This is a genomic window from Brakhagea baltica, from assembly GCF_052161605.1.
Taxonomy (GTDB): Bacteria; Planctomycetota; Planctomycetia; order Pirellulales; family Pirellulaceae; genus JBKCUI01.
Genome location: NZ_CP197409.1, coordinates 1432603 through 1453877, shown reverse-complemented (window position 1 = coordinate 1453877; position 21275 = coordinate 1432603). Strand labels below are relative to the sequence as shown.

The 21275-nt window shown below is 51.1% G+C and carries 17 protein-coding genes; 10 read left to right on the top strand and 7 right to left on the bottom strand.

Translation table 11 applies throughout. The annotated features are described in order from the left end of the window. Nucleotides 1-27: 27 nt before the first annotated feature. Both SH449x_RS05710 and SH449x_RS05705 read right to left on the bottom strand, forming a co-directional pair. Entirely contained in the window at nt 28-414 is a 387-nt protein-coding gene (locus SH449x_RS05710; protein ID WP_482380361.1) for an acyl carrier protein, read from the bottom strand. A 312-nt stretch (nt 415-726) separates the two neighbouring features. Further along, nucleotides 727-978, bottom strand: coding sequence for a hypothetical protein (locus tag SH449x_RS05705; RefSeq protein ID WP_482380360.1), 252 nt, complete (start codon nt 976-978; stop codon nt 727-729). 291 nt (nt 979-1269) lie between these two features. On the opposite strand from SH449x_RS05705, the gene SH449x_RS05700 reads away from it, so the two are divergent. The 6 genes from SH449x_RS05700 (at nt 1270) to SH449x_RS05675 (ending at nt 8956) form a co-directional block, all read left to right on the top strand. Continuing rightward, the gene (locus SH449x_RS05700; protein WP_482380359.1) at nt 1270-2097 is read left to right on the top strand and encodes a sensor histidine kinase; all 828 of its coding nucleotides are present in this window, start codon (nt 1270-1272) and stop codon (nt 2095-2097) included. Nucleotides 2098-2235: 138 nt separating this feature from the next. Continuing rightward, nucleotides 2236-3381: a KpsF/GutQ family sugar-phosphate isomerase gene (locus SH449x_RS05695; protein WP_482380358.1), complete on the top strand. Its 1146-nt coding sequence runs from the start codon at nt 2236-2238 to the stop codon at nt 3379-3381. A gap of 18 nt (nt 3382-3399) precedes the next feature. After that, nucleotides 3400-3927 (top strand): KdsC family phosphatase, encoded by a 528-nt coding sequence (locus SH449x_RS05690; protein ID WP_482380357.1) that lies wholly within the window; start codon nt 3400-3402, stop codon nt 3925-3927. Further along, nucleotides 3924-7418: a hypothetical protein gene (locus tag SH449x_RS05685; protein ID WP_482380356.1), complete on the top strand. Its 3495-nt coding sequence runs from the start codon at nt 3924-3926 to the stop codon at nt 7416-7418. The genes SH449x_RS05690 and SH449x_RS05685 overlap by 4 nt, the downstream gene beginning before the upstream one ends. A 115-nt stretch (nt 7419-7533) precedes the next feature. After that, nucleotides 7534-7782, top strand: coding sequence for a Uma2 family endonuclease (locus SH449x_RS05680; protein WP_482380355.1), 249 nt, complete (start codon nt 7534-7536; stop codon nt 7780-7782). A gap of 136 nt (nt 7783-7918) precedes the next feature. Then, the gene (locus SH449x_RS05675) at nt 7919-8956 is read left to right on the top strand and encodes a DUF6807 domain-containing protein (RefSeq protein WP_482380354.1); all 1038 of its coding nucleotides are present in this window, start codon (nt 7919-7921) and stop codon (nt 8954-8956) included. Nucleotides 8957-8970: 14 nt separating this feature from the next. Here the strand turns inward: SH449x_RS05675 and SH449x_RS05670 are convergent, their stop codons facing one another. Together SH449x_RS05670 and SH449x_RS05665 are read right to left on the bottom strand one after the other, a co-directional pair. Continuing rightward, nucleotides 8971-9855, bottom strand: coding sequence for a sugar phosphate isomerase/epimerase family protein (locus tag SH449x_RS05670; protein WP_482380353.1), 885 nt, complete (start codon nt 9853-9855; stop codon nt 8971-8973). A gap of 17 nt (nt 9856-9872) precedes the next feature. Beyond that, nucleotides 9873-10358, bottom strand: coding sequence for a hypothetical protein (locus SH449x_RS05665; protein WP_482380352.1), 486 nt, complete (start codon nt 10356-10358; stop codon nt 9873-9875). 356 nt (nt 10359-10714) lie between these two features. Here SH449x_RS05665 and SH449x_RS05660 point away from each other — a divergent pair, with 356 nt between their 5' ends. Next, nucleotides 10715-11416 (top strand): phosphoribosylanthranilate isomerase, encoded by a 702-nt coding sequence (locus tag SH449x_RS05660; RefSeq protein WP_482380351.1) that lies wholly within the window; start codon nt 10715-10717, stop codon nt 11414-11416. 96 nt (nt 11417-11512) lie between these two features. Beyond that, nucleotides 11513-14344 (top strand): leucine--tRNA ligase, encoded by a 2832-nt coding sequence (leuS, locus tag SH449x_RS05655; RefSeq protein WP_482380350.1) that lies wholly within the window; start codon nt 11513-11515, stop codon nt 14342-14344. Between the two features lies 1 nt (nt 14345). Here leuS and SH449x_RS05650 read toward each other — a convergent pair whose 3' ends face one another. Both SH449x_RS05650 and SH449x_RS05645 read right to left on the bottom strand, forming a co-directional pair. Further along, nucleotides 14346-16847 (bottom strand): O-antigen ligase family protein, encoded by a 2502-nt coding sequence (locus SH449x_RS05650; protein ID WP_482380349.1) that lies wholly within the window; start codon nt 16845-16847, stop codon nt 14346-14348. A gap of 319 nt (nt 16848-17166) precedes the next feature. Then, entirely contained in the window at nt 17167-17445 is a 279-nt protein-coding gene (locus SH449x_RS05645) for a hypothetical protein (RefSeq protein WP_482380348.1), read from the bottom strand. Between the two features lie 20 nt (nt 17446-17465). Between SH449x_RS05645 and SH449x_RS05640 the strand changes: the two genes are divergently transcribed. Together SH449x_RS05640 and SH449x_RS05635 are read left to right on the top strand one after the other, a co-directional pair. Further along, a complete protein-coding gene (locus SH449x_RS05640; protein WP_482380347.1) occupies nt 17466-18125 on the top strand; it encodes a hypothetical protein in 660 nt (219 codons plus the stop codon). 170 nt (nt 18126-18295) lie between these two features. Continuing rightward, nucleotides 18296-19648 (top strand): polysaccharide biosynthesis/export family protein, encoded by a 1353-nt coding sequence (locus SH449x_RS05635; protein WP_482380346.1) that lies wholly within the window; start codon nt 18296-18298, stop codon nt 19646-19648. A gap of 52 nt (nt 19649-19700) precedes the next feature. On the opposite strand, the gene SH449x_RS05630 is transcribed toward SH449x_RS05635, so the two are convergent. Then, a complete protein-coding gene (locus SH449x_RS05630; protein ID WP_482380345.1) occupies nt 19701-21185 on the bottom strand; it encodes a rhamnulokinase in 1485 nt (494 codons plus the stop codon). Nucleotides 21186-21275: the final 90 nt, after the last annotated feature.

Genomic DNA, 21275 nt, shown 5'->3' with positions numbered 1-21275 from the left:
TAAATCCCCAAGGCTGAGTAAAATTGCTTAAGCAGCCAATTTGGACTCTACGTAGCGACAAAGATCGCTCACCGTCAACAAATCACCAAAATCTTGAACTCGCGGATTTTGTTCAAACTTGCTCAGGTCAGCCCAAGGCATTCGTTTCTTGAGTTCGGCCAAGCCCGTCTCGGTAACTTTGCCGTCCTTAACGTAGTTGCCGTCCGTCAAGATGTCTTTAGGAAACAGATCCTCAGTGGCGATTTTGATGCCAAAGGCCTTTTCAAGCTTGAATACTATATCAAGAAAGTCGATCGATTCGGCCCCTAGGTCGCCGACCATAGTCGCATCCTCGGTCACATCGGAATCGTCGACTCCCAACGCATCGGTCAATGCTTCCTGGACCTTGGAAAAGATTTCTTCACTCACTGGCATCTCAATGATTCCTCAAACCTTGGCTTACGTAAATTACATGGGGAAATGGGGAGAACGACGATAGTTTGCGACGCTACCAATACGAATGCCGCACCGAAGCGTAGCCGTCCACCCAAAACAGAGCGATCGCTCCGTTCATCGCCGTATTCGGATCGATTTATTACCGAATAATCCGACGATTCGCCCGATTGGTGCATTTAGATAACGTTTTTGTCTTGTATTGGCTAGCCCAAGGACTCCAGATTCTGGAATTCTATGGCTAGCATAGGGCACTTCCTGCATCTAGCAGCGTGTTGCTCGACGATCGGAAATCTACGACTCGGCCAGCAATTGCTCCATCTCTAATCCATATTCCGTTTCGGTCCAATCGAGCTGTCGCAAGGCCTGACGAACCTGTTCGAATTGTTCCGGTATCGCAAGGGATTCGTCAACAAATAGGATCGGGGAGTGTCCCATACGCACCAACCCCCCGCGGACGCCCCGCAACCATTCTCGGCGGACGTGAATTCCCTCGCTGGATACGATTTCTAGCAATCTTTCAAGACGATCCAGGGTTCCGAGCATTCTGCGATAAACCGTATTTTACGAGTTGCGATTGGATTTCTATTGATTCCAGGACCGAGAATCCCTTATGACTCGAACTGAAGACGGGGACCTGCCTTTGCGGGGTGAAGTTTACGAGATGCTCAAAGCAGATGCCAGATCACTGCTTTTTCAACATTTCGGAAAATTCTTGTGCAAGCCTTCGTCCTCGGCAAACGTCGTCGGCGTTTGGCTATCTGAAGGCAACTTGTTTGCAAGCATTAGCCTTTTTGCTCGTCCCAGAAACACGATACGAAGATCATCAACGGTAATATGACTCAATCCAGCTCGAAAGAACCAGATGCTCCCGCAACATTGGACTCTCGAGATGCGTGGATTGAAGAGCTTCAGAATCGTTTGTTGCACCTAGAGCGGTTGGCGTCTGTAGGGGAGCTTACCAGCACCACCACGCACGAATTCAACAATCTGTTGATGACGGTTCTAAACTACGCCCGCATGGGTCTCCACAACAAAGATGAGGCAACCCGGGAAAAAGCATTTACAAGAATCTTGGATGCGGCCAATCGTGGCGCCAAAATCACGAGTATGGTACTCGGATTGGCTCGTAGTAGCCCCGGTGATAAAGTTCCTACCAATTTAGTTTCTCTCGTCGAGGATACGCTTGTGCTCATGGAGCGAGAGCTTCAGAAGTACCGCATCCTGGTGGAAAAAGATTGGACGGCAGTTCCAATGATTATGGCATCTCCGGATCAAATCCAGAGACTGCTGCTGAATCTCCTAACCAATGCGAGACAGGCAATCGGCGAAAGCGGGATGATCAAAATTAGAATCGTCCATGATGCTGCTGCGGACTCGGTGGTTCTTTCTATTCGCGATTCCGGTTGTGGTATCGACAAAGATGTCCTACCAAGGATCTTCAAGCCATTTTTTACAACCAAAAATGGTCCTGACACATCAGGCAAGGGCGGTACAGGGCTGGGGCTTAGCGCCTGCAAAGAGATTGTGGAAAACCACAATGGCAGAATCCGCGTCGAAAGCACAGTGGGAAAAGGGACTTCATTCAGCATTCGCTTTCCGGCACTTCGCGAAGAAACGCTGACTCAATCGCCCGACGGCCAGTCAGTTCTTAAAGCATCTTGAACGCAAAAAACCAACCAACTTGCATCTGCGATCCTCGGTCGTTCGCTGTTGTCCTAAAAGGCTTAGATCTGCTACATTGAACGGCTAATCGTCCGACAAATCCATCAGCCAGCGTACGACATTGCCAAGGAAGGCGATATGGGGTTACCAATTCGAAGAGGGGAAGATGTTTCCTCCAATCGACAAAAGCGTTTAGACAGAGGAGTCGAGATCCTCTATCAATCACTCAATGCGATCAGGCATTTGGCTGAAACGCTTGATGAGGATTTTCTGCTTGCAGTAGAGAAGATTCGATCCCTCAAGGGCAGCCTCATCGTGACCGGCATTGGCAAGGCTGGCTTGGTTGGCAGGAAGCTGTCCGCTACTTTCGCATCCACGGGGACGCGTTCGCATTTTCTTCATCCAGCCGAAGCGGTGCACGGCGACTTAGGATGTCTCGGTCCCAACGATCTACTTTTGGTTCTGTCAAACAGTGGAACCACCGAAGAGATCGTGCGACTACTCCCTTATTTGTCGAGACGGAGCGCTGGGATTATCGCAATGACCAGCAAATGCAACAGTCCCTTGGCACGCGCCTCGGACTTGACCTTGCTCCTGCCTCCCGTGCGAGAAGCTTGTCAGCACAATCTCGCTCCGTCTACCAGCACGACCGCCATGCTTGCCCTCGGAGACGCGTTAGCCTTGGTGGTTAGCGAGGCAAGGGGGTTCACAAAAGAAACCTTTGCCGAGTTTCATCCGGGAGGCGCGCTCGGTCGATCGTTAGCCACTGTGGACGACGTCATGCGTCCATTGAGTGAATGTCGAGTCGCATCTAGCCTTAATTCGATAAGAAACATTTTTATTGATGTAGCCAAGAGTGGGCGACGAACCGGGGCCGTCATGCTCGTTGACGACGCTGGGCATTTGGAAGGAATCTTCACGGATAGCGACCTGGCTCGACTGATGGAGCAACGACGGGATGGCGACTTGGATAAGCCGATCAGAGACTTGATGACCAAGGCGTTTACGGCGATTCATTCCAAGGCGAGCTTAGCGGACGCCACGGCCATCATGGCACATCGCAAGATCAGTGAGCTTCCCGTGGTGGATGAAGATGATCACCCGGTCGGTCTCATCGACGTAACCGACGTTCTTGAGATCCAACAAGACCAACCGAATAGCCCTAGTAGCATTTACCACCACTTGGCGCACGATCCTTCCCCAACAGAGGTTGCCGACGACGATTGGCCAGAAGCCCCACTGACACTGCGACTGTTTGGCGTAAACGAATCCAGTACTGACTAACCTAGCTGACCGATCAACATGGCGAACAAAGATCTCGACACCGCGAAACCTATCAAAATGATCCTGTCAGACGTCGACGGAGTCCTTACTGACGGGGCGATCACAATTGACAACGCTGGAATCGAGAGCAAAACCTTTAATGTGCGAGATGGCCATGCCATTCGGTTGTGGTGCAAGGCAGGGTTCCACTTTGGACTGCTTACGGCTCGGAACTCGCAAATCGTGAAAATCCGAGCTGCCGAGTTGGGAATCACAATGGTCAGGCAGGGATTTGCGGAGAAGCTTCCAGCCGCCAAGGAGATGGTCGAGCAGTCTGGTTTAGATTTGTCGGAGGTTTGCTATATCGGTGACGACCTCCCTGATCTCCCTGTTCTTTATGAAGTCGGTTTGGCTGTAACGACGGCTGACGGTGCGCTCGAAGTTCGTCAAGCTGCGGACTGGGTTATGAACACCCCTGGTGGCAGGGGGGCTGTACGAGAGCTGATCGAACGCTTGCTTAAAGCCAAAGGGCGATGGGAAGATTTTGTTCCCAATCGAATGTCATGACCTTTCGTAGCGAGTACCTCAGAGCATTCGTTCCCTTGGCGATTCTATTCGCCCTTTATAGTCTCACGTTTGCGAAGTGGATCGATTCGGCTCCGAGAATACAAGGCAAGCGATGGGAAACCCCACCGCTGAAATTGGCGTCGAATTGGTGGGAGCCTCATTTTAAAGAAGACTCTTGGCAAAGACGTGGCCCACAATCGTTGGAAACAGAGTCCGGTATCCTACTTTACAAGGACCGTGTCGAGATCTCGGATCGCCGCTGGAAAATCAAGCCCCTTACAATTCTGATTCCGCAGGGGCATGAACCAGGTGGAAAAGTACGCAGGGCGATGTTCATCGAGAACCCTGAAGGGGCTGAGATTCAATTCAAATACAGACCCGAATGGAACGCGCCTCCACCTCCACTCGAGACCGGCTTGCTGTTAGGTAAAACTTTACTCTATGCCCCCCCGGAGACTCCCGATTCAGGTGATGGGCTCCAAATTGAGACGAGCGAAATACGAATCGAGAACCGTAAGATATGGACTGACAAAGCTATCTCGATGCGAATGGGCGATACTTTGATCGACGGTCGACACCTAACCATACTTCTCGGTCAAAACCTACTCTCTCAAAAACAACCCAATCAAGCCCCACTCGGCAAGGAAAAACGCCCTTTTGAGGGACTCGATAGCATGGAACTATTCTATGTTGATCAAGTTCACGTCGGCTTAAAACCTGGTGGCTTGTGGCCGAGCAAGGATTCCCTAGGCGCACCCCTTCGCCCCGCCCATGCGATACTTAAATGCGGCGGTCGATTTGAATTCAAATTCCATCAGCAGGAAGCTGTTTTGTACGGCGGCGTTCGAATGGAACACATCGTGCAAGGATTGCCTGTTGATACGTTTGATTGCGAAGAGTTGCACCTAAGAGTTGGGTTCTCTGGGGGAACTGGCCAATCAGGCAACATCCCATCAATTCCCGGCCAAGATCAATTGGCTAAGGAAAACAAATCCCCGTGGGCCATCGAAGAGCTAACTGCTTATGGTGCGGTAGGTCGGGATCAATCTGACTATTCACGCTGGCTCAAACTCAATGCTCCGGGCATGCAGGCCCAAGCTATGGGGCTTACTTTGTTCATGGACTTTTCCAACGGTCAAGTGGCCCTTCGCAATACGCTGCCACTGACAACCCCCAAGGATTCATCTCGAGTTTATTTGCGACGAGAAGGTCTGCAAATATGGTGTCCCGAGGTCCAATACCACAACCCACAAATCGCTAACCTTCAACAAACGGTAAATTCGTCGTCGAATAGCGGTAATCGATTGGGTGTTGTTTCTGCTCGCGGTCCAGGAACGGCTCAACTGGAAACTAAGAATGAACCCTGGACCATTTCCTGGGGCAACAAACTCTTGGTCCGCCCGGACGGTGAGAAGGATGTTGTGACCCTCGACGGGAGCGCCAATGTTAGCAATCGTAGCGAAGGACATTTCTCGGCCGACCACCTAGATTTTTGGCTTCATCCCGTGGATGCCAAGCTCCGTCAACAACTGGAACCTTTCTACGAAAATGGCAAAGTTCCGCAATGGCTAGCTGATCGCATGGTGGCGAATCGAAATGTCGTTATTCAATCGCCTACGCTTCAGGCCAAAGTGGAGGATATGCAAGTCGCGTTTATCTATCCAACCAAGGATTCTGACGCAGCCGGTGCGGTGCCAACAAAACAGAATGTTGCACCGGTCAGCTTTCAAAGTAATTCCCCCCAGACAATCGGTGCCATGGGGGGGGCAGAGTCAGCCAATACGAACAACGTCTTCGATCGCTTAATTGATACCGCGAACGCAACAACGGTTTTAGGTGCTCTTTCAACTCCGGCAGTGCGACAGCCAGGTAGCAGTCTGGTGAGCCCTTCGCCTGCCCATATGGGCTCCCCAAGCAAGCCGCAGACACCCTATGTCGTTTTGTCTAAAAGTCTAGAGGCTGTTATCCGGAACACCGGTGGCGAAGCAGCGGTTCATGCTTTGACCGTTCAAGGTGACTTTAAAGTACAGCGGCAGCAGCTTTCCGATTCGTCTCCTTGGCTATTCGAAGCTCGTGGGGAACAATTCCGTTTGCAGCGAACTCCCGAGGATCTCGCCAACGTCCATCTGGTTGGAGCTCCTGCGAGTATTGCGTTGGGGAGCGGTTGGATCGTTGCACCTGAGTTTTCGTTCTCGCAGACGGAGCATGCGTTTTGGATCGACCATCCAGGTGAACTACTACTTCCACAAGAAGCCGTTCCACTCAGCGGCTTCCTCGGTTCACAAAGCTCACCACCTACAAGCTCACCACCTACAAGCTCGCTGGTTAGCACTTCCGGAGCCGATGCGTCGCGAAACTCCAGCAGCCTTCCCTTGATGCCAACCCTCGCACCAAGCAATCCTGTTCGATGGCTCGAGGCCCCTCGTCTCAAATGGGGGGATCGCATGGTGTTTGATGGGAAGAAGGCTATGTTTGGCGGCAACATCTCGCTTCATTGCAAAATCGAGACTTCCCCCAATGTTCATTGGCATGTCGCATTGCATGCTGGCACAATGGGGATCGAAATGGTGAATCCGATTCCATTGGACTCGAAGGAAACGAGCGGGCTTCCCAAGGCGGAGATTGCGACCCTGCGCTTCGAAAATAACGTTGACATCAATGCTTTTCAAACCGATCGAGACCTGAATCGCATCTCGAGGGAGCATCTGAAGTTGCCTCGTTTAGACGTTTACGTTCCAGGACAAACCATGAAAGGCTATGGACCAGGCGAACTTTGGACACGACGGTTTGGCGGCTCTAATCCTCTCGCTAGCATCAATGCAGCGCAATCATCAACAACGTCAGAAAGTGACAATCGACTTCAGTGTATGCACTTGAGCTTTATGCGAAGCTTGGAGGGAGATTTCCGTACTAAGACAGTAAGCTTCTCGGATCGCGTCGAAGCCTTGATGGGACCGATTGCCAACTGGGATCAAGAGGTGAATGTTCAGTATGCTGACACCTTGGCAAAGAACCAAACGCATTTGATCGCGGATCGTGTCGATCTGTTTGACAGTTCTGATCTAAGCTGGAATCGCAGCAACACCCAACGCAAACAAGCGAATTCCTGGGAAGTCAAAGCCGTACAACGGGTGACTGTGCGTTCGCAAACCGACAAAGGACTTTTCGCTGCATCGGGTGATGAACTAAAATATGATTCAGGTAGTGACGTATTGAGAATAAGCGGTGCTCCTCAGAACGCCTCGATTCTTTTGCCGAACGCGGACAATCCGAACGATCCAATGAAGCTCAAGGTTGGGACGTTCGCTATTCAGCTCAAGACAGGCAACTTTGAATCGACACTTGGCAGCTTGGAGGGACGTTTGCCAAGCAACATGCAAAGAGCAGGCACCTATCCAGCCAGTCCGCCCGGAGTTGGAACTCCCGGGACGCCCCCTCCCACAAACGGACCCACGCTACCTTCGCCGAGAAACTTTCCCAACAGGCAGTAATTCTGCATGGGCAGCCAAACGCCTTTCAGGCTTGATCATAGCCTCGGGCAATTGTGCCCTCTTCCTATGCGAAGTACAATCGGATTAAGGTAGGGATTGCAGCACTCCAAGCTAGTTGTGGCGACTAATTATCGAGGTTGCCGAAACCTCTTTAGAAAGAGATCGTGCCAAAGCCGCCATTTATCACTCTGCTGGTGTCGAAGAATACTGGATCGCGAATGTCGATTCCCAGTGTATCGAACGCTTTCCATTTTTCGGTACATCAGAGCTCCAGCCACCAAGTCTTATCACTGCGGGAATGCAGACCTCGATTCGCATCGGACAAACCGACGTAACTGTTGATGTAAAGCAGATTTTTGCTTAGGGGCTGGATTGGCAGCCCACATCTGGGGCGTGGAGTCGTTAGAATGATATTCGTCGATGGTTATTTCCTTCCACGAATTTTCGTACTACATCCTCCCCGCATCACATCCTCCCCGTACAACAACTTCGAGATCGCCATGCATAAAGGCAAAGTCTTCCTGACCGTTCTACTGATTTACGTCACCTTCGTAATCAATTCGCCACAACTCCACTCCCAAGATTTCGAAATCAAAAAAAACGCTCAAAGCATCGATATCTACCAAGATGCAGAGTTGATAACCACGTATCATTACCGTTCCGGATCCAAGCCGATCTTCTGGCCATTGATCGGACCTGATGGGAAAAAGTTTTCTCGCGACTATCCGATGGTCCCAGACTCAAAAGATGAGGAGCACGACCATCCACACCATCGTTCGGTTTGGATGACCTTTGGAGAGGTCAACGAACACGATCTGTGGGCCGAAGGAAAAGGCAAAGGTGTTGTATGCCAGGTTGGAGATCCTGAAGTCGTGGTATCAAACGGAAAGCTAACCTTGCTGGCCAAGCACTTATGGAAAGGAGGAGTAAAAGATGTCAGCTCAGTCTCCACTTCGTTAACAGACGGGTGCACCGAATCCGCAGAGACGCTTGCAAGCTGTGACGCCACCTACGTAATCCATGGTACAAAAGATGAGCGAATCATGGATTTCTTTTACGTTCTGACAGCGAGTCAAGACCTACATTTTGGTGACACCAAGGAGGGGATGTTCGCGATTCGAATTCCTGAGCCGATGAGAGCAGACAAGGCGGGTGGGCACATCCTGTCAAGCGAAGGCCGCAAGGATGGTGAAGCGTGGGGTTACCCAGCTCGCTGGGTCGACTACTCGGGGCGGGTCGAAAGAAACTCTGACAAAATCTACGGCATTGCCATCCTTGTACATCCGGATAGCTTCCAAGCGAATGGACGTTGGCATGTTCGTACCTATGGGCTGTTCGCTCACGATCCGTTTGGAGTGAAGGACTTTCCAAAACTCGATACCGCTTCAAGTTCGCTCAACGATGCGAGCCCCAAGATTGGCGGTTACAAGCTAGCAGCAGGCGAATCGCTGAGTTTCGCTTATCGAGTCATTCTGCATCGAAATACTTGGAGTGCTGCCGAAGCGGAAGAAAGATTTTCTGCCTTTACAGAGAAATAGCCAAATCTCGGCTGTTACGGCCAGTATTCGGAAACCTTCCGTCGTAAAAAGTTCGCGCTCGCGGCGAGCTGTTCTATTCCATCGACACCGTCTTCGATACTGATCCAGCTATCGAAGCCGACTCGTTTGAGTTCGGTGAAAATCGCATCATAGTCATTGAGACCCTTGCCAATCTCTCCATGCCGCAATCGCTTTGCGTAACCGGCTACACCGAGCTCTTCGTTTCGGAGATCTTCTAGTGTCCCCTCGATCAAATAGCGATCGCTGGCGTGCATGGTGACGACTCGATGCGAGACTCGCTTGAGCAATTCGATAGGATCATCGCCTGCCAGATAAGCATTGCTGGGATCGTAATTGACCCCGAAGTTTGGAGCTTGCACCGCATCGACCAATGCGCAGAAGACATCCATTTTTTGAGCGAACTCCGGATACTCCCAGAAATCGTCTTTGTAATGGTTCTCCAGAATCAAGGTAATCCCGTGCTGCTCGGCATAAGGCAAGCACTCATGGATGCAGTCAGCAGCCAGCTTGACTCCTTCTTCCATCGTCAGTTCAGGTCGCCTTTGTCCGCTGAGAACACGGCAGAACTGCCCTCCCACGGCGGCAGTCATATCGATCCAATAGCGTTGCTTCGCGATTTGTTCAGCCCGAAATTTTGGGTCGGGATGCGTAAAATCGGGGGAGCAGCACATCATGGGTGAAAGCAGACCTGATTCATCGAGTTGCTTTCGGACACTGCTCCAATTGTTCCGGTCCTGCATTTCCAGAAAACCGGCGTAGAACTCTACGCCGTCAACCTCAATGCTCTTGGCGAGTGCGAACCATTGGGCCAAGTTCATGGTTCCGTCTTTGCAAAGGGCTTGCATATAAGCTTTGGGAAAGGCTGCAATTTTTGGCATTCGATTGACTCGTTGATCTACTCGTGGATCCAGTTTTCTACTTCGTACGCAATCTCATCGTGATCGATTTCCTCGTGTGCATCTAGCAGATCGCTTACAGCTGCCACGGCCGCCCACCATCGATCTTGGCGGAATACTCGATATAGTTTAGCAACGATTTGTTCGAGCAGTTGCAGGCAGTCGCGGTCGGAACGAGTCGAGGTGCGGGCGATCGTCCAAGCTTGTTTCCAATCGTGAGCCCATTCCGGTACAAAGCCAGGGTGGTAAGGTTCCCCTAGATAGATCATCTCCGCAACCGGGCCAGCTAAAGCCACCGCGATATGATCTGTTCGCTTGCTTTTCGAGTACCACTGAATCTCAACGATTCCGTGGAATCCATCCTCTTCCGGCGCGACTGTGGCTCGATCGACCCTTGCCCCCGAGACAACCGCCATGACGCAATGGCCTGCCTCGTGATAAATCGTGCGACTATGATCGTCGTCCGAGTCTTGGTAGCTCGCCATGATCTTCGATTAACCCAGAGGGAGAAAGCAAAGGGGCCGTATGTTAAATCATACCGCTTAGGTAAATAGCAGCGAGCTTTAGAAAATCTCTAAAAATAGGCAGAAGAACTGCCGATGTCGACAATTCGCAGGAAGGCGAAAGGTCCGCTACCGTTGTGGACCTAAATCTAAGGATGGACCGTTTCTACAAGTTTTCCAGAAAGGTCCCACCAATCATGTCGATCGAATTTCTGTCAACCGCAATGGCTTCACTCTTCGTCGGAGTATGGTTACTTGTCGGCCACATCATTTCGGTAGATCATTTTTAGTTTCGAGATCCGGTCATAACGACCCAACACAAATTGATTCAAGTTTTCATGACGAGCCTAAGTTCAACCACCCCGAAGATCAAATTCTGTGGATTTACCCGTCATGAAGATCTGGAGGTGGCTTGTGAGCTGGGGGTCGATGCCGTTGGTCTGAACTTTTACGAGAGGAGTCCACGCTATGTAGATATAAAGCAAGGTCGAGAACTTTCCAAAATTGCAGAGGGGAGAACGACCCGTGTTGGCGTTTTCGTGAATGCGACACCCGTTGAAGTGGCGAGTGTCGTAGAGTCCTGCGAGCTAGATGTCGTGCAACTGCACGGAGACGAGACGCTCGATTGGCTCGAGGAGGCTCGCGAGTTACCTAGGCTCGCGAGTTTTCCGATCCTGCGCGCCCTAAGTTGGCGCGGGGAGAGCCACCCCGAGGATGAGGAGATCGCAAGCTCATGGAGCTCGAATCCGCAAGTGATGGGGCTCTTGGTCGATGCCCACGATCCGGTGCAGAGAGGGGGGACCGGAAAAGTCGCCCGATGGGATTTGCTCAGCCCCCGTCCCGCCCCCCTCAGGGGTAAAGCGTTTTGGCTTGCGGGAGGACTCACCCCGGCGAATGTTCAAACCGCCCTGGACTTAGTTCTCCCCGACGGGATCGATCTCGCCTCTGGAATCGAGATTTCCCCTGGAATCAAGTCGCCAGAGCTAATGCGACGGTTTTGCGAAGCCATTCGGAGTTGGTCGGCAGATCGGATTTCCTGAGTTTGCTCAGCTAGAGCTTGCTTAATCGGGATTCAGATGTTTAACTGACGACCTTGGAATGAGTTTCTCGACAATTATAAGCAAGACTGTTGTTCTATGCCTCGCTATAACCCTGCGGTAATCGAGCCGAAATGGCAAGACTTTTGGGAGTCCAACAAGACGTTTCGTTGCCCGGAAATGCCAGCCGGTGAAAAAGTTTACATCCTGGATATGTTTCCGTATCCGAGCGGTGCCGGTCTGCACGTAGGGCACCCTGAAGGGTACACAGCGACCGACATCACCGCGAGATTCTCCCGGATGCAAGGTAAAACGGTCCTGCACCCAATGGGTTACGATGCATTCGGACTCCCAGCCGAGGAGTACGCGATTCGTACCAACACGCCTCCACGGGTCAGCACGGAGCAGAATATTGCGAATTTCACCCGTCAGCTCAAGATGCTGGGCTTTAGCTACGACTGGGATCGATGCTTGGCTACGACAGACGTAGAGTACTTTCGCTGGACCCAGTGGATTTTTCTGGAGCTTTACGATACATGGTTCGATGAGAGCCTCAACAAAGGCCGTCCCATCTCGGAACTCCCTATTCCAGCCGAGGTCGAGGCGGCCGGAGATCACGCCGTCTCGGAGTACCAAGATAAACATAGACTCGCTTACCAAGACGAAGCGTTAGTCAACTGGTGCCCAGGTCTGGGTACTGTTTTAGCCAACGAAGAAGTCATCGACGGGAAGAGCGAACGAGGAGGGCACCCTGTTCAACGAATCCCGTTACGACAATGGATGTTGCGCATTACCGCCTATGCGGATCGACTTTTGAGCGATTTAGAAGGATTGGATTGGTCGCCGAGCATTAAGAAATTGCAAATCGATTGGATCGGTCGCAGCACCGGTGCTGAGGTTGATTTCCCCATCATCGAACCAGCAGATTTCGAAAACTGGAGAAACGCGAGACGAGGAATACCATTTCCCGCGACCCAACCCGAGAAAACGATACGGGTTTACACGACACGTCCCGATACCCTCTACGGTGCGACCTATATGGTCATTGCTCCGGAGCATCCGCTCGTTAAGCAAATTGTTACCCCCGAGCAAGCGGCTCAGGTTCAGAGTTATGCCGATGCTGCATCGTTTAAGAGTGATCGAGACCGCACCGATGGCGACAAGAAAAAGACAGGAGTCTTTACCGGTGCCTATGCCATCAATCCTGTCACAGGCAAACCGATCCCCATTTGGGTAGCGGATTATGTGCTGATTGGTTACGGAACGGGGGCCATTATGGCAGTTCCGGCTCATGATGATCGGGACTTTGAATTTGCCCAAGCGTTTTCGTTACCAGTGACATGTGTAGTTCGCCCCTCGTCGTCTGTCGAGGACCTCGAAGGAGTCCTAACGGGTACCGTGTGTTACACCGGGCCGGGAACGGCGATGAGCAGTGGCGAGCTCGATGGGCTGGATACCGAACAGGCCAAAGCGAAAATCATCGAGAGCTTGGCAGCAGCGGGAATCGCGAAGCAGGCGGTCAATTACAAGCTTCGTGACTGGCTCTTTAGTAGACAACGTTTTTGGGGTGAGCCGTTCCCTATTTTGCATGAACTGGATGCGAACGGTAATCCGACAGGACGCAAAAGGTCAGTGGATCGCGATCAATTGCCCGTTGACTTGCCTCACTTAGAAGATTTCAAACCGCACGGTCGTCCCGAACCCCCATTGGCTAAGGCTGATGACTCATGGCTGTATGTCAATATTGACGGTACGCGATATCGCCGCGAGACGAATACCATGCCTCAATGGGCAGGTTCGTGCTGGTACTATTTGCGCTTTATTGATCCCAAGAACTCCGATGCACTGGTGGACAAGGCGAAAGAAAAAGCGTGGATGCCTGTCGATCTCTACATTGGAGGTGCGGAACATGCGGTGCTTCATCTGTTGTATGCACGGTTCTGGCATAAGGTTCTGTACGATCGTGGTCACGTCTCGCATACAGAGCCATTCCAGAAACTCGTCAATCAAGGAATGATTCTAGGCGAAGTCGAGTACACGGGTTACCAAACGGCTGATCAGCGATGGGTCAGCACGAGTGCTTTGATGAAGGGTGACGAGGGGTTGGTCGAGAAGGGGACCAAGGTACCGGTAAGTCCCGTTAAAGTCGAGGAAGCCGATGTCACCAAATCAGGGGACAGCTTTGTTTTGGTTAGCGATCCAACGATTCGATTGGAAAGCCGCGCACACAAAATGTCCAAGGCTCGCGGTAACGTCATCAATCCTGATGCTGTTGTCTCAGAATATGGTGCCGATTCTCTTCGGCTCTACGAAATGTTTATGGGGCCACTCGAGGCAACCAAACCTTGGAGCACCAAAGGGGTTAATGGGGTTCGGAATTTCTTGGATCGCGTCTGGAGATTGATGATCAACACTCAAGCGGACGACAACGTTTTGCTCGATTCGATTCAAGATGTCGAGCCTACCCCGGAGCAGAATCGAGTCATTCACAGCACGATCATGAACGTGACTCGCGACATTGAGACGCTGGGATTCAACACGCCCATTGCGAGGATGATGGAGTTCGTCAATTTCTTCACCAAAGAGGAAGTCCGTCCGAAGAAAGGGATGGAAGCTCTGGTATTGTTGCTCGCTCCGTATGCACCGCACATAGCCGAAGAATTGTGGCAGGCTCTTGGGCACAGTCGGTCATTAGCCTACGAAAAATGGCCGGTGTACGATGAGCAGTTGACTAAAACCAGCGAAATTGAAGTCCCGCTGCAAATCAACGGAAAGGTCCGAGCCAAAGTGATGGTTGCAGCTGATGCAACCCAAGACCAGCTTGAGCAGGCAGCCAGAAGTCACGAGCGAATCAACGAACTGCTTGATGGCAAACAGATCGTCAAGGCAATCGTTGTTCCCGGGCGGATGGTGAATTTCGTGGTGAAGTGAGTTATGGTTTATTGCGACGGTTATTTATCTTGGCAGTAAGGTCCTTCACCTCCGATGAATCGGCATCCATCCTTCTCATTCGATCCAAAACAGCTTTTGCTCCATCGATGTCACCGATATCTAAGAGCCGAAGCGCTAAACGATGGGAGAGTCGATTATTGTTCTGCTCGTAGTTGGACGCGACGCGGAGGTGCTGGATTTCCTGCTCTAATTCTCCGAGGGCTCTCGCTGCGTCAGCAAGCCAAAGCTCACGCAAGGCCCTTGGTTTTGTCTTATCCAAAACCTCTCTAGCTCTAGTCCACAAACGCTTATGTATCTCCGGAAATTCCGACGAAGTGAACACTTGAGTTGCAAGTGAACGCAAAATGTCTGAGCGCTGAGGAAAGACTGCAATATCTAATGATTCAAGATCTCTTTCTGCGATCATCATTCGCGCCGTTTGAATCGCAGTAGATGGCTTTGTCTTCATCGCCTGCTGCCAAATTTTGTCGATCTGGTAATCACTCAATTGGGCGCGAAATAATAAGGAGCTTTCGATGAGCTGATTAGTGGCATGTTGTCCTAGCTGAACAACCGGGCTCACAAGCGGTAACATGTTTTCACGTGAGCATGTGAGGGTGTTTCGGCACCTTCCCCAACTAAGCCGCCAATCCAACGGGGAACGAGAATGAGCAAGTGAGTACCAATAGGATGCGTTTTTCATCGTCTCTAAAGCTTTATTCCCACCCGCTAACCTCAATATTTCCGCCTGCTTATCTGGTGACTTTTCTCGATCCAAGCCAAGCTGAAGTAAAATAGGATCTGTAAGTTTCCACGTGGAATCCCAATCGCTTGAAGGACTTGCCATGATTATTTCTAGGCGTTGATCCTGAATAGCAGACTGAGCGAGAATTCGCAACGCATCGGGACTACGATTAAGATCTTTGGCCGATAAGTGCCATGTGTCGAGCAGGGTTTCTAAACTACCCGGTTGCTTCTCTGATGGGCGGAGGCGTGATAAGTTTCTAAATTTGTACTCTATAGCTTCGGTTGCAGCTAGGATTTCGAGGCTCGGCTTTATCAGAAATCCCAAACCACCTAACGAAAGGAAGAATCCAAGAACGATGATTGGACTCTTCATTTTTGATTTCGAGCTCTTTTCATCATCCTTCAAATGACGTTGATCCCTCTTTTTCATCGAGCTTTCTTTTGCGGCATCAATCCCTGACAAACAGGATCCAAGAAGAAGGCAAGCAGGTAGGAAAGAGGCGGGCAAAATCAGACCGAAATCAACAGACGAGTGAACTAATTGGCTGAAGAACAAGAATGCTCCAGCGATGCGCATGGGAGTGACAGCTTTCCAAGCTTCGCTTGACACTCGCGATTGTAACTTGATGCCGATACGCCCGATCCAAGCGAACACCAGGAGCAAGCCGATTAGCCCAAGCTCAACACCAATCTGAAGGTACAAGCTTTCTGCATGGTAGAACCATCCGGGAGATGTAGGATGCTGAAAAGGAAGGTATGCGAAATGAAATGTACCTAGGCCACTACCCAAAAAGCCAAAATATTTCATGGCATCTATCGCGACAGACCAAATGTAGATTCGGCCAGAAATAGAATCTGCTTCGATATCAAATTCTGCCAACGTTTCCAGTCGTTCGTAGGAATTCTCATCTAATTGGAATGCTGCGCTAGCCGCTAACGCTGCAAGGACAATTAAGGTCGGGGCGATTATATTGCCACCTCGGGAGCTCTTTTTACCGACGATGAATGCAGTTGCTACGATTGCAGCAACTGCCGCCATAACGGCACCGCGACATTGACTAATCACGACAGAGATTCCGATCACCACAGCGCAGATCACAGCGGCAATCTGGGGTGTATTAAGATCAGATAAAAAGTCTTCCAGGGCACCACGTACCCTACTCAATATTGTGCCATCGACAACTTTGTATCTTAGATCCGAATCTTTGCGTTGCAAATTAATAAGGGTCCAAGCTACAAGTCCGAGGCTAGCTGCCAAACATATGTTCAGATACGCAGCTGCTGAGTTTTTCGACTTGAAGCAGGCAAAAGAAGAGCCGGTTCTTAATCCTAGGAAATTCTCAGATCGGTAGGAATAAGCACCCAAAAAGCCGAAGCAAGCGACCGCGATCCCCATTGCCGTCATGGCAACCAGCAATATCACCTGGCTCTTTTTATCGGAAAAGAGCGTCGCGCCCGCAAACGTAAACAAAGCACAAAGCAGTAAGGCTCCAATCGCCCCTTGCGTATGCAGCGGTTCAATACTCCAAGACAAAGTGGTTCCTCGAAGATCTACAGCATCACATGGAGCCAACGGATCTTGGATAACCAAGTCTGCAAGGATCAGCCGTTCTTCGAGTAGATCGGACTTCTCTTCCCCCAATGCCCATTTTTGCAAAGCTACTGACGGGGGAGCCGGTCCCTCCGAATCGCGAGGGAAAATTGCTGCTCCTTGAACGAAAGCATAGACTGACAACCCAAGAAATAACCAACTCACTGAAGGTATTCTGAGAGTGGTAAGTTTCTTAAACCAACACAAAATCAAGTAAGCAGACAGCAACAAGAACAGGCCACCAGCGGCAACCAAAATCTTTAGCTGCGTTCCCCATTCTACAGACCCATACAACCACGGAGTTAGAACAAGGAAAAGCAAACAATACGCCTGGCTGGTAAATTGCAACCAACGCTCAGGCGCTGGCAAGCTCCAGGATGTTTTGGACGACGATCGCCTAGACGAAGACGATGATCTCCCACGGCCGCTACCGTGTTGACGCCTCCGGGTAGAACTGCTTCGATTGCTATCTAAATCGCTACGGTCAGAATCGTTTGACATAGGCCCTCTCTTCCGGCCCTAGTTTAGTGGGAAGGAATGAATCTTCACCGGAAAAGTTTCCACGATACTGAAAACGCCCAAAATGAACGCTACGAACCTTGGTACTTGCACTAAAACCATTACCTTCGGACTTCGCGATACAGGCCGCAATAACGGGATCGTAGTTAAATTCGTTAAACTCAGCTTGCACCGACTGTCGATAGCTGATGATGCGTGAGGGAAGGAAATGCCGTTCGGATTCCTGGTGCCTCAACGCTTGCATCGAAATAAGGGGGCTTCCGAATGTCGGTCACATGGAGAGAACCACAGTCGTTCTCGCGTAAATGGTTAAGGTTCAGACCCGTCAAGCGACGGCTTTTGCTGACCTTTCTCGCAGCAGTACTTTTGCCTGCCACTGGTTGCCAGAGTCTTTATACGGGGCTAGGTGTTGGCAACTATTGGAACGAAACAAAGCTCCGCCACCGAAATAACACCGCTTCTAAATATGCCTGGAACTCTCGTTTTGAACATTTTGTCAATCAGCCCAACATTGGCGATTTCCGCAAGGGTTTCCGGGCAGGATACATGGACGTAGCCGATGGTGGAACCGGTTGTGTTCCCATCTTCCCACCTCGGGAGTATTGGGGGTGGAGGTACCAGTCATGCGAAGGACAAGCGCGCGTTGCTGCTTGGTTCGCAGGGTATCCGCACGGCGCACGCGCTGCTGAAGAAGATGGGATAGGTGGCTACTATCAAATCCAGACATCCGCCAACGTTCAGCATCAGTATGCGGAACACGGAAAACTAGATCCTCAATATCAGGGAATCTATCCGGTTCCCGCCAACGCGGTTCCTAACCCACTTATCCAAGGGAAGAGGATTAACGCTCCGGGAGGAATGGCACTGCCCCTAGGTTCGCCATCTGACATGACGATGACCTACACAGATTTAGAGAGTCAGTGATTCTCTGCGTTCGGAATTTGTCTTTATAAGTTGTCATCAGCATCGCTGAGCAACATAGAACTACTTGATACACGAAATTAATAAAACAATAGCCCAACCGAGGCTCTGAGGTGACCAAAATGTCTATGGAATGGAATCCTGCGACAACGCGAAATAGAGTTGTAAGTTCGATGCGCCAAACATTAGGTCGTATCAAAAAATCAGCCTGTATCACGGGGCTCCTGCTGACGGCAGGTTTTAGCAGCGGTTGTACGAATCTCACACAGCCCCTGTCGGGCGTTCCCGCCAGACGCCTCCCTCCCCAATTCCTGGCGGAATCAAAGAGCAATCTCGTGCCTCTCGATCCTTCGCGACTCAAGCAGGATCCTCCGAGACAGTACCTAGTTGATCATGGCGACATTCTCGGCATCTACATTCAGGGAATCCTCCCGTTTGCCAGTGCTGACGTCCCACCTGAACCACCTCCTGTTAATTTCCCCGACAGGGATAGCACTCTTGATCCTTCAATCGGTTATCCGATTTTAGTGCAGGAAGACGGTACGATCTCGCTGCCATCCATAGATCCTCTCAAAGTCAAGGGCCTGACAATTTCTCAGATCCGGGACTTGATTCGGGAGGAATACATACGGAAAAAGATTTTCCCTCAAGAGTCCCTATTGCAGCCCAGCGTTACTCTCATGAAGGAACGCACCTATAACATCGTTGTAGTGCGTCAAGACGTCAACATGACATCACAGAATAACATGTGGCAACAGTTTGGCCCGCGTGGGACTTTTACTCGAGGTTCTGACCAGAGTTCTTCCGGTCAAGTCGTTAAACTCCCCGCCTACCAAAACGATGTGCTACACGCTTTGATGGAGTCTGGGGGGCTACCTGGCCTTAACGCAAAGAACGAGGTGAAGATTCTTAGGACGAACCGCGCCAAGCAGCAGGAACGGGATTCGTTTATCCGCCAGTTTTATGAGAGCTACTACAGCAATCCGAACCCTTGCACATGTCCGCCTCCTTTGCCAGATGACCCCTCGGTTCTGAAGATTCCGTTGCGGCTTCCTCCAGGTGTTATCCCATCCTTCAGTCTCGAGGATATCATCCTCGAAGAAGGAGACGTGGTCTACATCGAATCTCGCGATGCCGAAGTATTCTACACAGGTGGCTTGCTACCGGGCGGTGAGTTCCTGGTACCTCGTGACTATGACCTGGACGTCCTTGGAGCGATGGCAATGGCAGGTGCTAGCGTAGGGGGGCAGATGAATCGTGGCGGTGGTGGATTCGGTATTGGCTCTATAGGGGGTGTCGCTCCAGGTGCCCTATTCATCCTTCGAAAGACACCGTGCGGTGGGCAGATCACCATCGAAGTTGACTTGGCCAGAGCACAACAAGATCCTCGCGAAAGGCCCCTTGTCCAGCCCGGCGACACGCTGATCCTACGTCACAAGCCGATCGAAGAAGTAATTAACTTCAGCATCGGTACCTTCTTCACCTTCGGGGTGCAATTGATCCTCCAAGGGGTTAGAAGAAGATAATCGTCCGATCGGAACCAAACCTAAAACAGCGGCTCACTGGGCCGCTGTTTTTTTATGCAATTCTAAGTCTTGTCGATGCGTCATCCCAAGCGGCGGGGTTCTGCGGATGGTAGGTGACAATGTCTGGAGAACCTCGCATCCACTGCCTCGCTTCCAGAATGGACGAAAACCGTCCCAGTCCAACACACTGGGCCACGACGTTCCCCAAAGCTGTAGCCTCAACCGGTCCTGCAACCACAAGCCGATTGCATGCATCGGCGGTCATCTGGCAGAGTAGTCGATTTTGGATCCCTCCACCTACCATGTGTATGACCTCGATTCGCGTCCCAACAAGCTTCTCCAACGCTTGGAAATAGGTGCGATACTTGAAGGCTAAGCTCTCCAACGCAACACGCAAAAGCGTCGATTCACTGTCAACGCTCTGCCCGGTACTAGCTAAGTAACCAACTACCGACTCCAACATATCCTCGGGTGCTACAAATCGAGGATCATCGAGATCGATGTAGGCTTGATGAACGGGTGCCGACTCCGCCATCTGCGCCATGGATTCCCAACTCAGCGAACGCCCCTTGCGTTGCAATGACACCCGCAATTGCTGAAATGGCCAGAGCCCGGCAATGTTCTTCAAAAGTCGAACGCTACCTTGGGCTCCTCCCTCATTGGTAAAATTGAATTCCAAGCAGCGATCGTCCAAGATTGGTTCCGCCAATTCGACTCCCATGAGTGACCATGTGCCACAACTGATGTAGCACCAATCAGGTTTTGCCGGAGCGAAATCGCTAGCTGGCACGGCGATTACTGCCGATCCCGTGTCGTGGCTTGCCGGGACGGTTACGATGCAATCCTTGGGCAAACCGGTTCGCTTCAGCACCTTCTCTCTAATGGGACCTAACTGAGTAGCTGGTTGAATCGGATCCCGAAATATGTTGCTTGGCAAATTCATCGATTCTAGGATCGGCTGCGACCACGCACGAGTGACTGGGTTGAGCATTTGTGTCGTGCTGGCATTCGTGTACTCGTTGGTCTTTTCCCCGGAAAGCTGCCAGTGAAAAAAATCGGGCATCATAAGAAAGCTATCCGCGATGTCCAGCTGTGGAGAGCCTTCGCACCTCATGCTTAAGAGCTGGTACAAGGTGTTAATCTCCATGAACTGAACACCACTGTTTTGAAAAATCTCACGTTTGCTCATCCGAGCGAAAGCTTGCTCCAACATTCCCGTGGTACGCGAATCGCGATAGCAAAACGCGGGTCCGACAAAATCATCGTTCTTGTCGAGTAGCACGTAATCGACCCCCCAGGTGTCGGCCCCGACACTTCGGATACGACTCCCGTACATGTGCGCCGCCTTACCAAGCCCTTGTTCTACCTGATTCCAGAGCCCCAGCACGTCCCAGAGTAACCGCTTTCCAATTCCAATTGGCTGATTCTCGAACCGATGAACCTCCTGCAACGAAAGTTCGTTCTCCAAAAGTTCCACGGCGATAACACGCCCGCTAGATGCCCCAAGATCGATGGCAAGAAAGACTTCGTTCGACATAAGACTTAGACGGCTGGAGGGAGGAAACGAATCCGCCCGAGCATTCTAATGGATCTGAACGACTAGTGGATGGGGGATTACCCAAACTTC

What these genes read in the sequence shown, in the direction of transcription:
- SH449x_RS05710 (WP_482380361.1), bottom strand. Translation starts at nt 414, where the DNA reads ATGCCAGTGAGTGAAGAAATCTTTTCCAAGGTCCAGGAAGCATTGACC.
- SH449x_RS05705 (WP_482380360.1), bottom strand. Translation starts at nt 978, where the DNA reads ATGCTCGGAACCCTGGATCGTCTTGAAAGATTGCTAGAAATCGTATCC.
- SH449x_RS05700 (WP_482380359.1), top strand. Translation starts at nt 1,270, where the DNA reads ATGACTCAATCCAGCTCGAAAGAACCAGATGCTCCCGCAACATTGGAC.
- SH449x_RS05695 (WP_482380358.1), top strand. Translation starts at nt 2,236, where the DNA reads ATGGGGTTACCAATTCGAAGAGGGGAAGATGTTTCCTCCAATCGACAA.
- SH449x_RS05690 (WP_482380357.1), top strand. Translation starts at nt 3,400, where the DNA reads ATGGCGAACAAAGATCTCGACACCGCGAAACCTATCAAAATGATCCTG.
- SH449x_RS05685 (WP_482380356.1), top strand. Translation starts at nt 3,924, where the DNA reads ATGACCTTTCGTAGCGAGTACCTCAGAGCATTCGTTCCCTTGGCGATT.
- SH449x_RS05675 (WP_482380354.1), top strand. Translation starts at nt 7,919, where the DNA reads ATGCATAAAGGCAAAGTCTTCCTGACCGTTCTACTGATTTACGTCACC.
- SH449x_RS05670 (WP_482380353.1), bottom strand. Translation starts at nt 9,855, where the DNA reads ATGCCAAAAATTGCAGCCTTTCCCAAAGCTTATATGCAAGCCCTTTGC.
- SH449x_RS05665 (WP_482380352.1), bottom strand. Translation starts at nt 10,358, where the DNA reads ATGGCGAGCTACCAAGACTCGGACGACGATCATAGTCGCACGATTTAT.
- SH449x_RS05660 (WP_482380351.1), top strand. Translation starts at nt 10,715, where the DNA reads ATGACGAGCCTAAGTTCAACCACCCCGAAGATCAAATTCTGTGGATTT.
- leuS (WP_482380350.1), top strand. Translation starts at nt 11,513, where the DNA reads ATGCCTCGCTATAACCCTGCGGTAATCGAGCCGAAATGGCAAGACTTT.
- SH449x_RS05645 (WP_482380348.1), bottom strand. Translation starts at nt 17,445, where the DNA reads ATGCAAGCGTTGAGGCACCAGGAATCCGAACGGCATTTCCTTCCCTCA.
- SH449x_RS05640 (WP_482380347.1), top strand. Translation starts at nt 17,466, where the DNA reads ATGTCGGTCACATGGAGAGAACCACAGTCGTTCTCGCGTAAATGGTTA.
- SH449x_RS05635 (WP_482380346.1), top strand. Translation starts at nt 18,296, where the DNA reads ATGCGCCAAACATTAGGTCGTATCAAAAAATCAGCCTGTATCACGGGG.
- SH449x_RS05630 (WP_482380345.1), bottom strand. Translation starts at nt 21,185, where the DNA reads ATGTCGAACGAAGTCTTTCTTGCCATCGATCTTGGGGCATCTAGCGGG.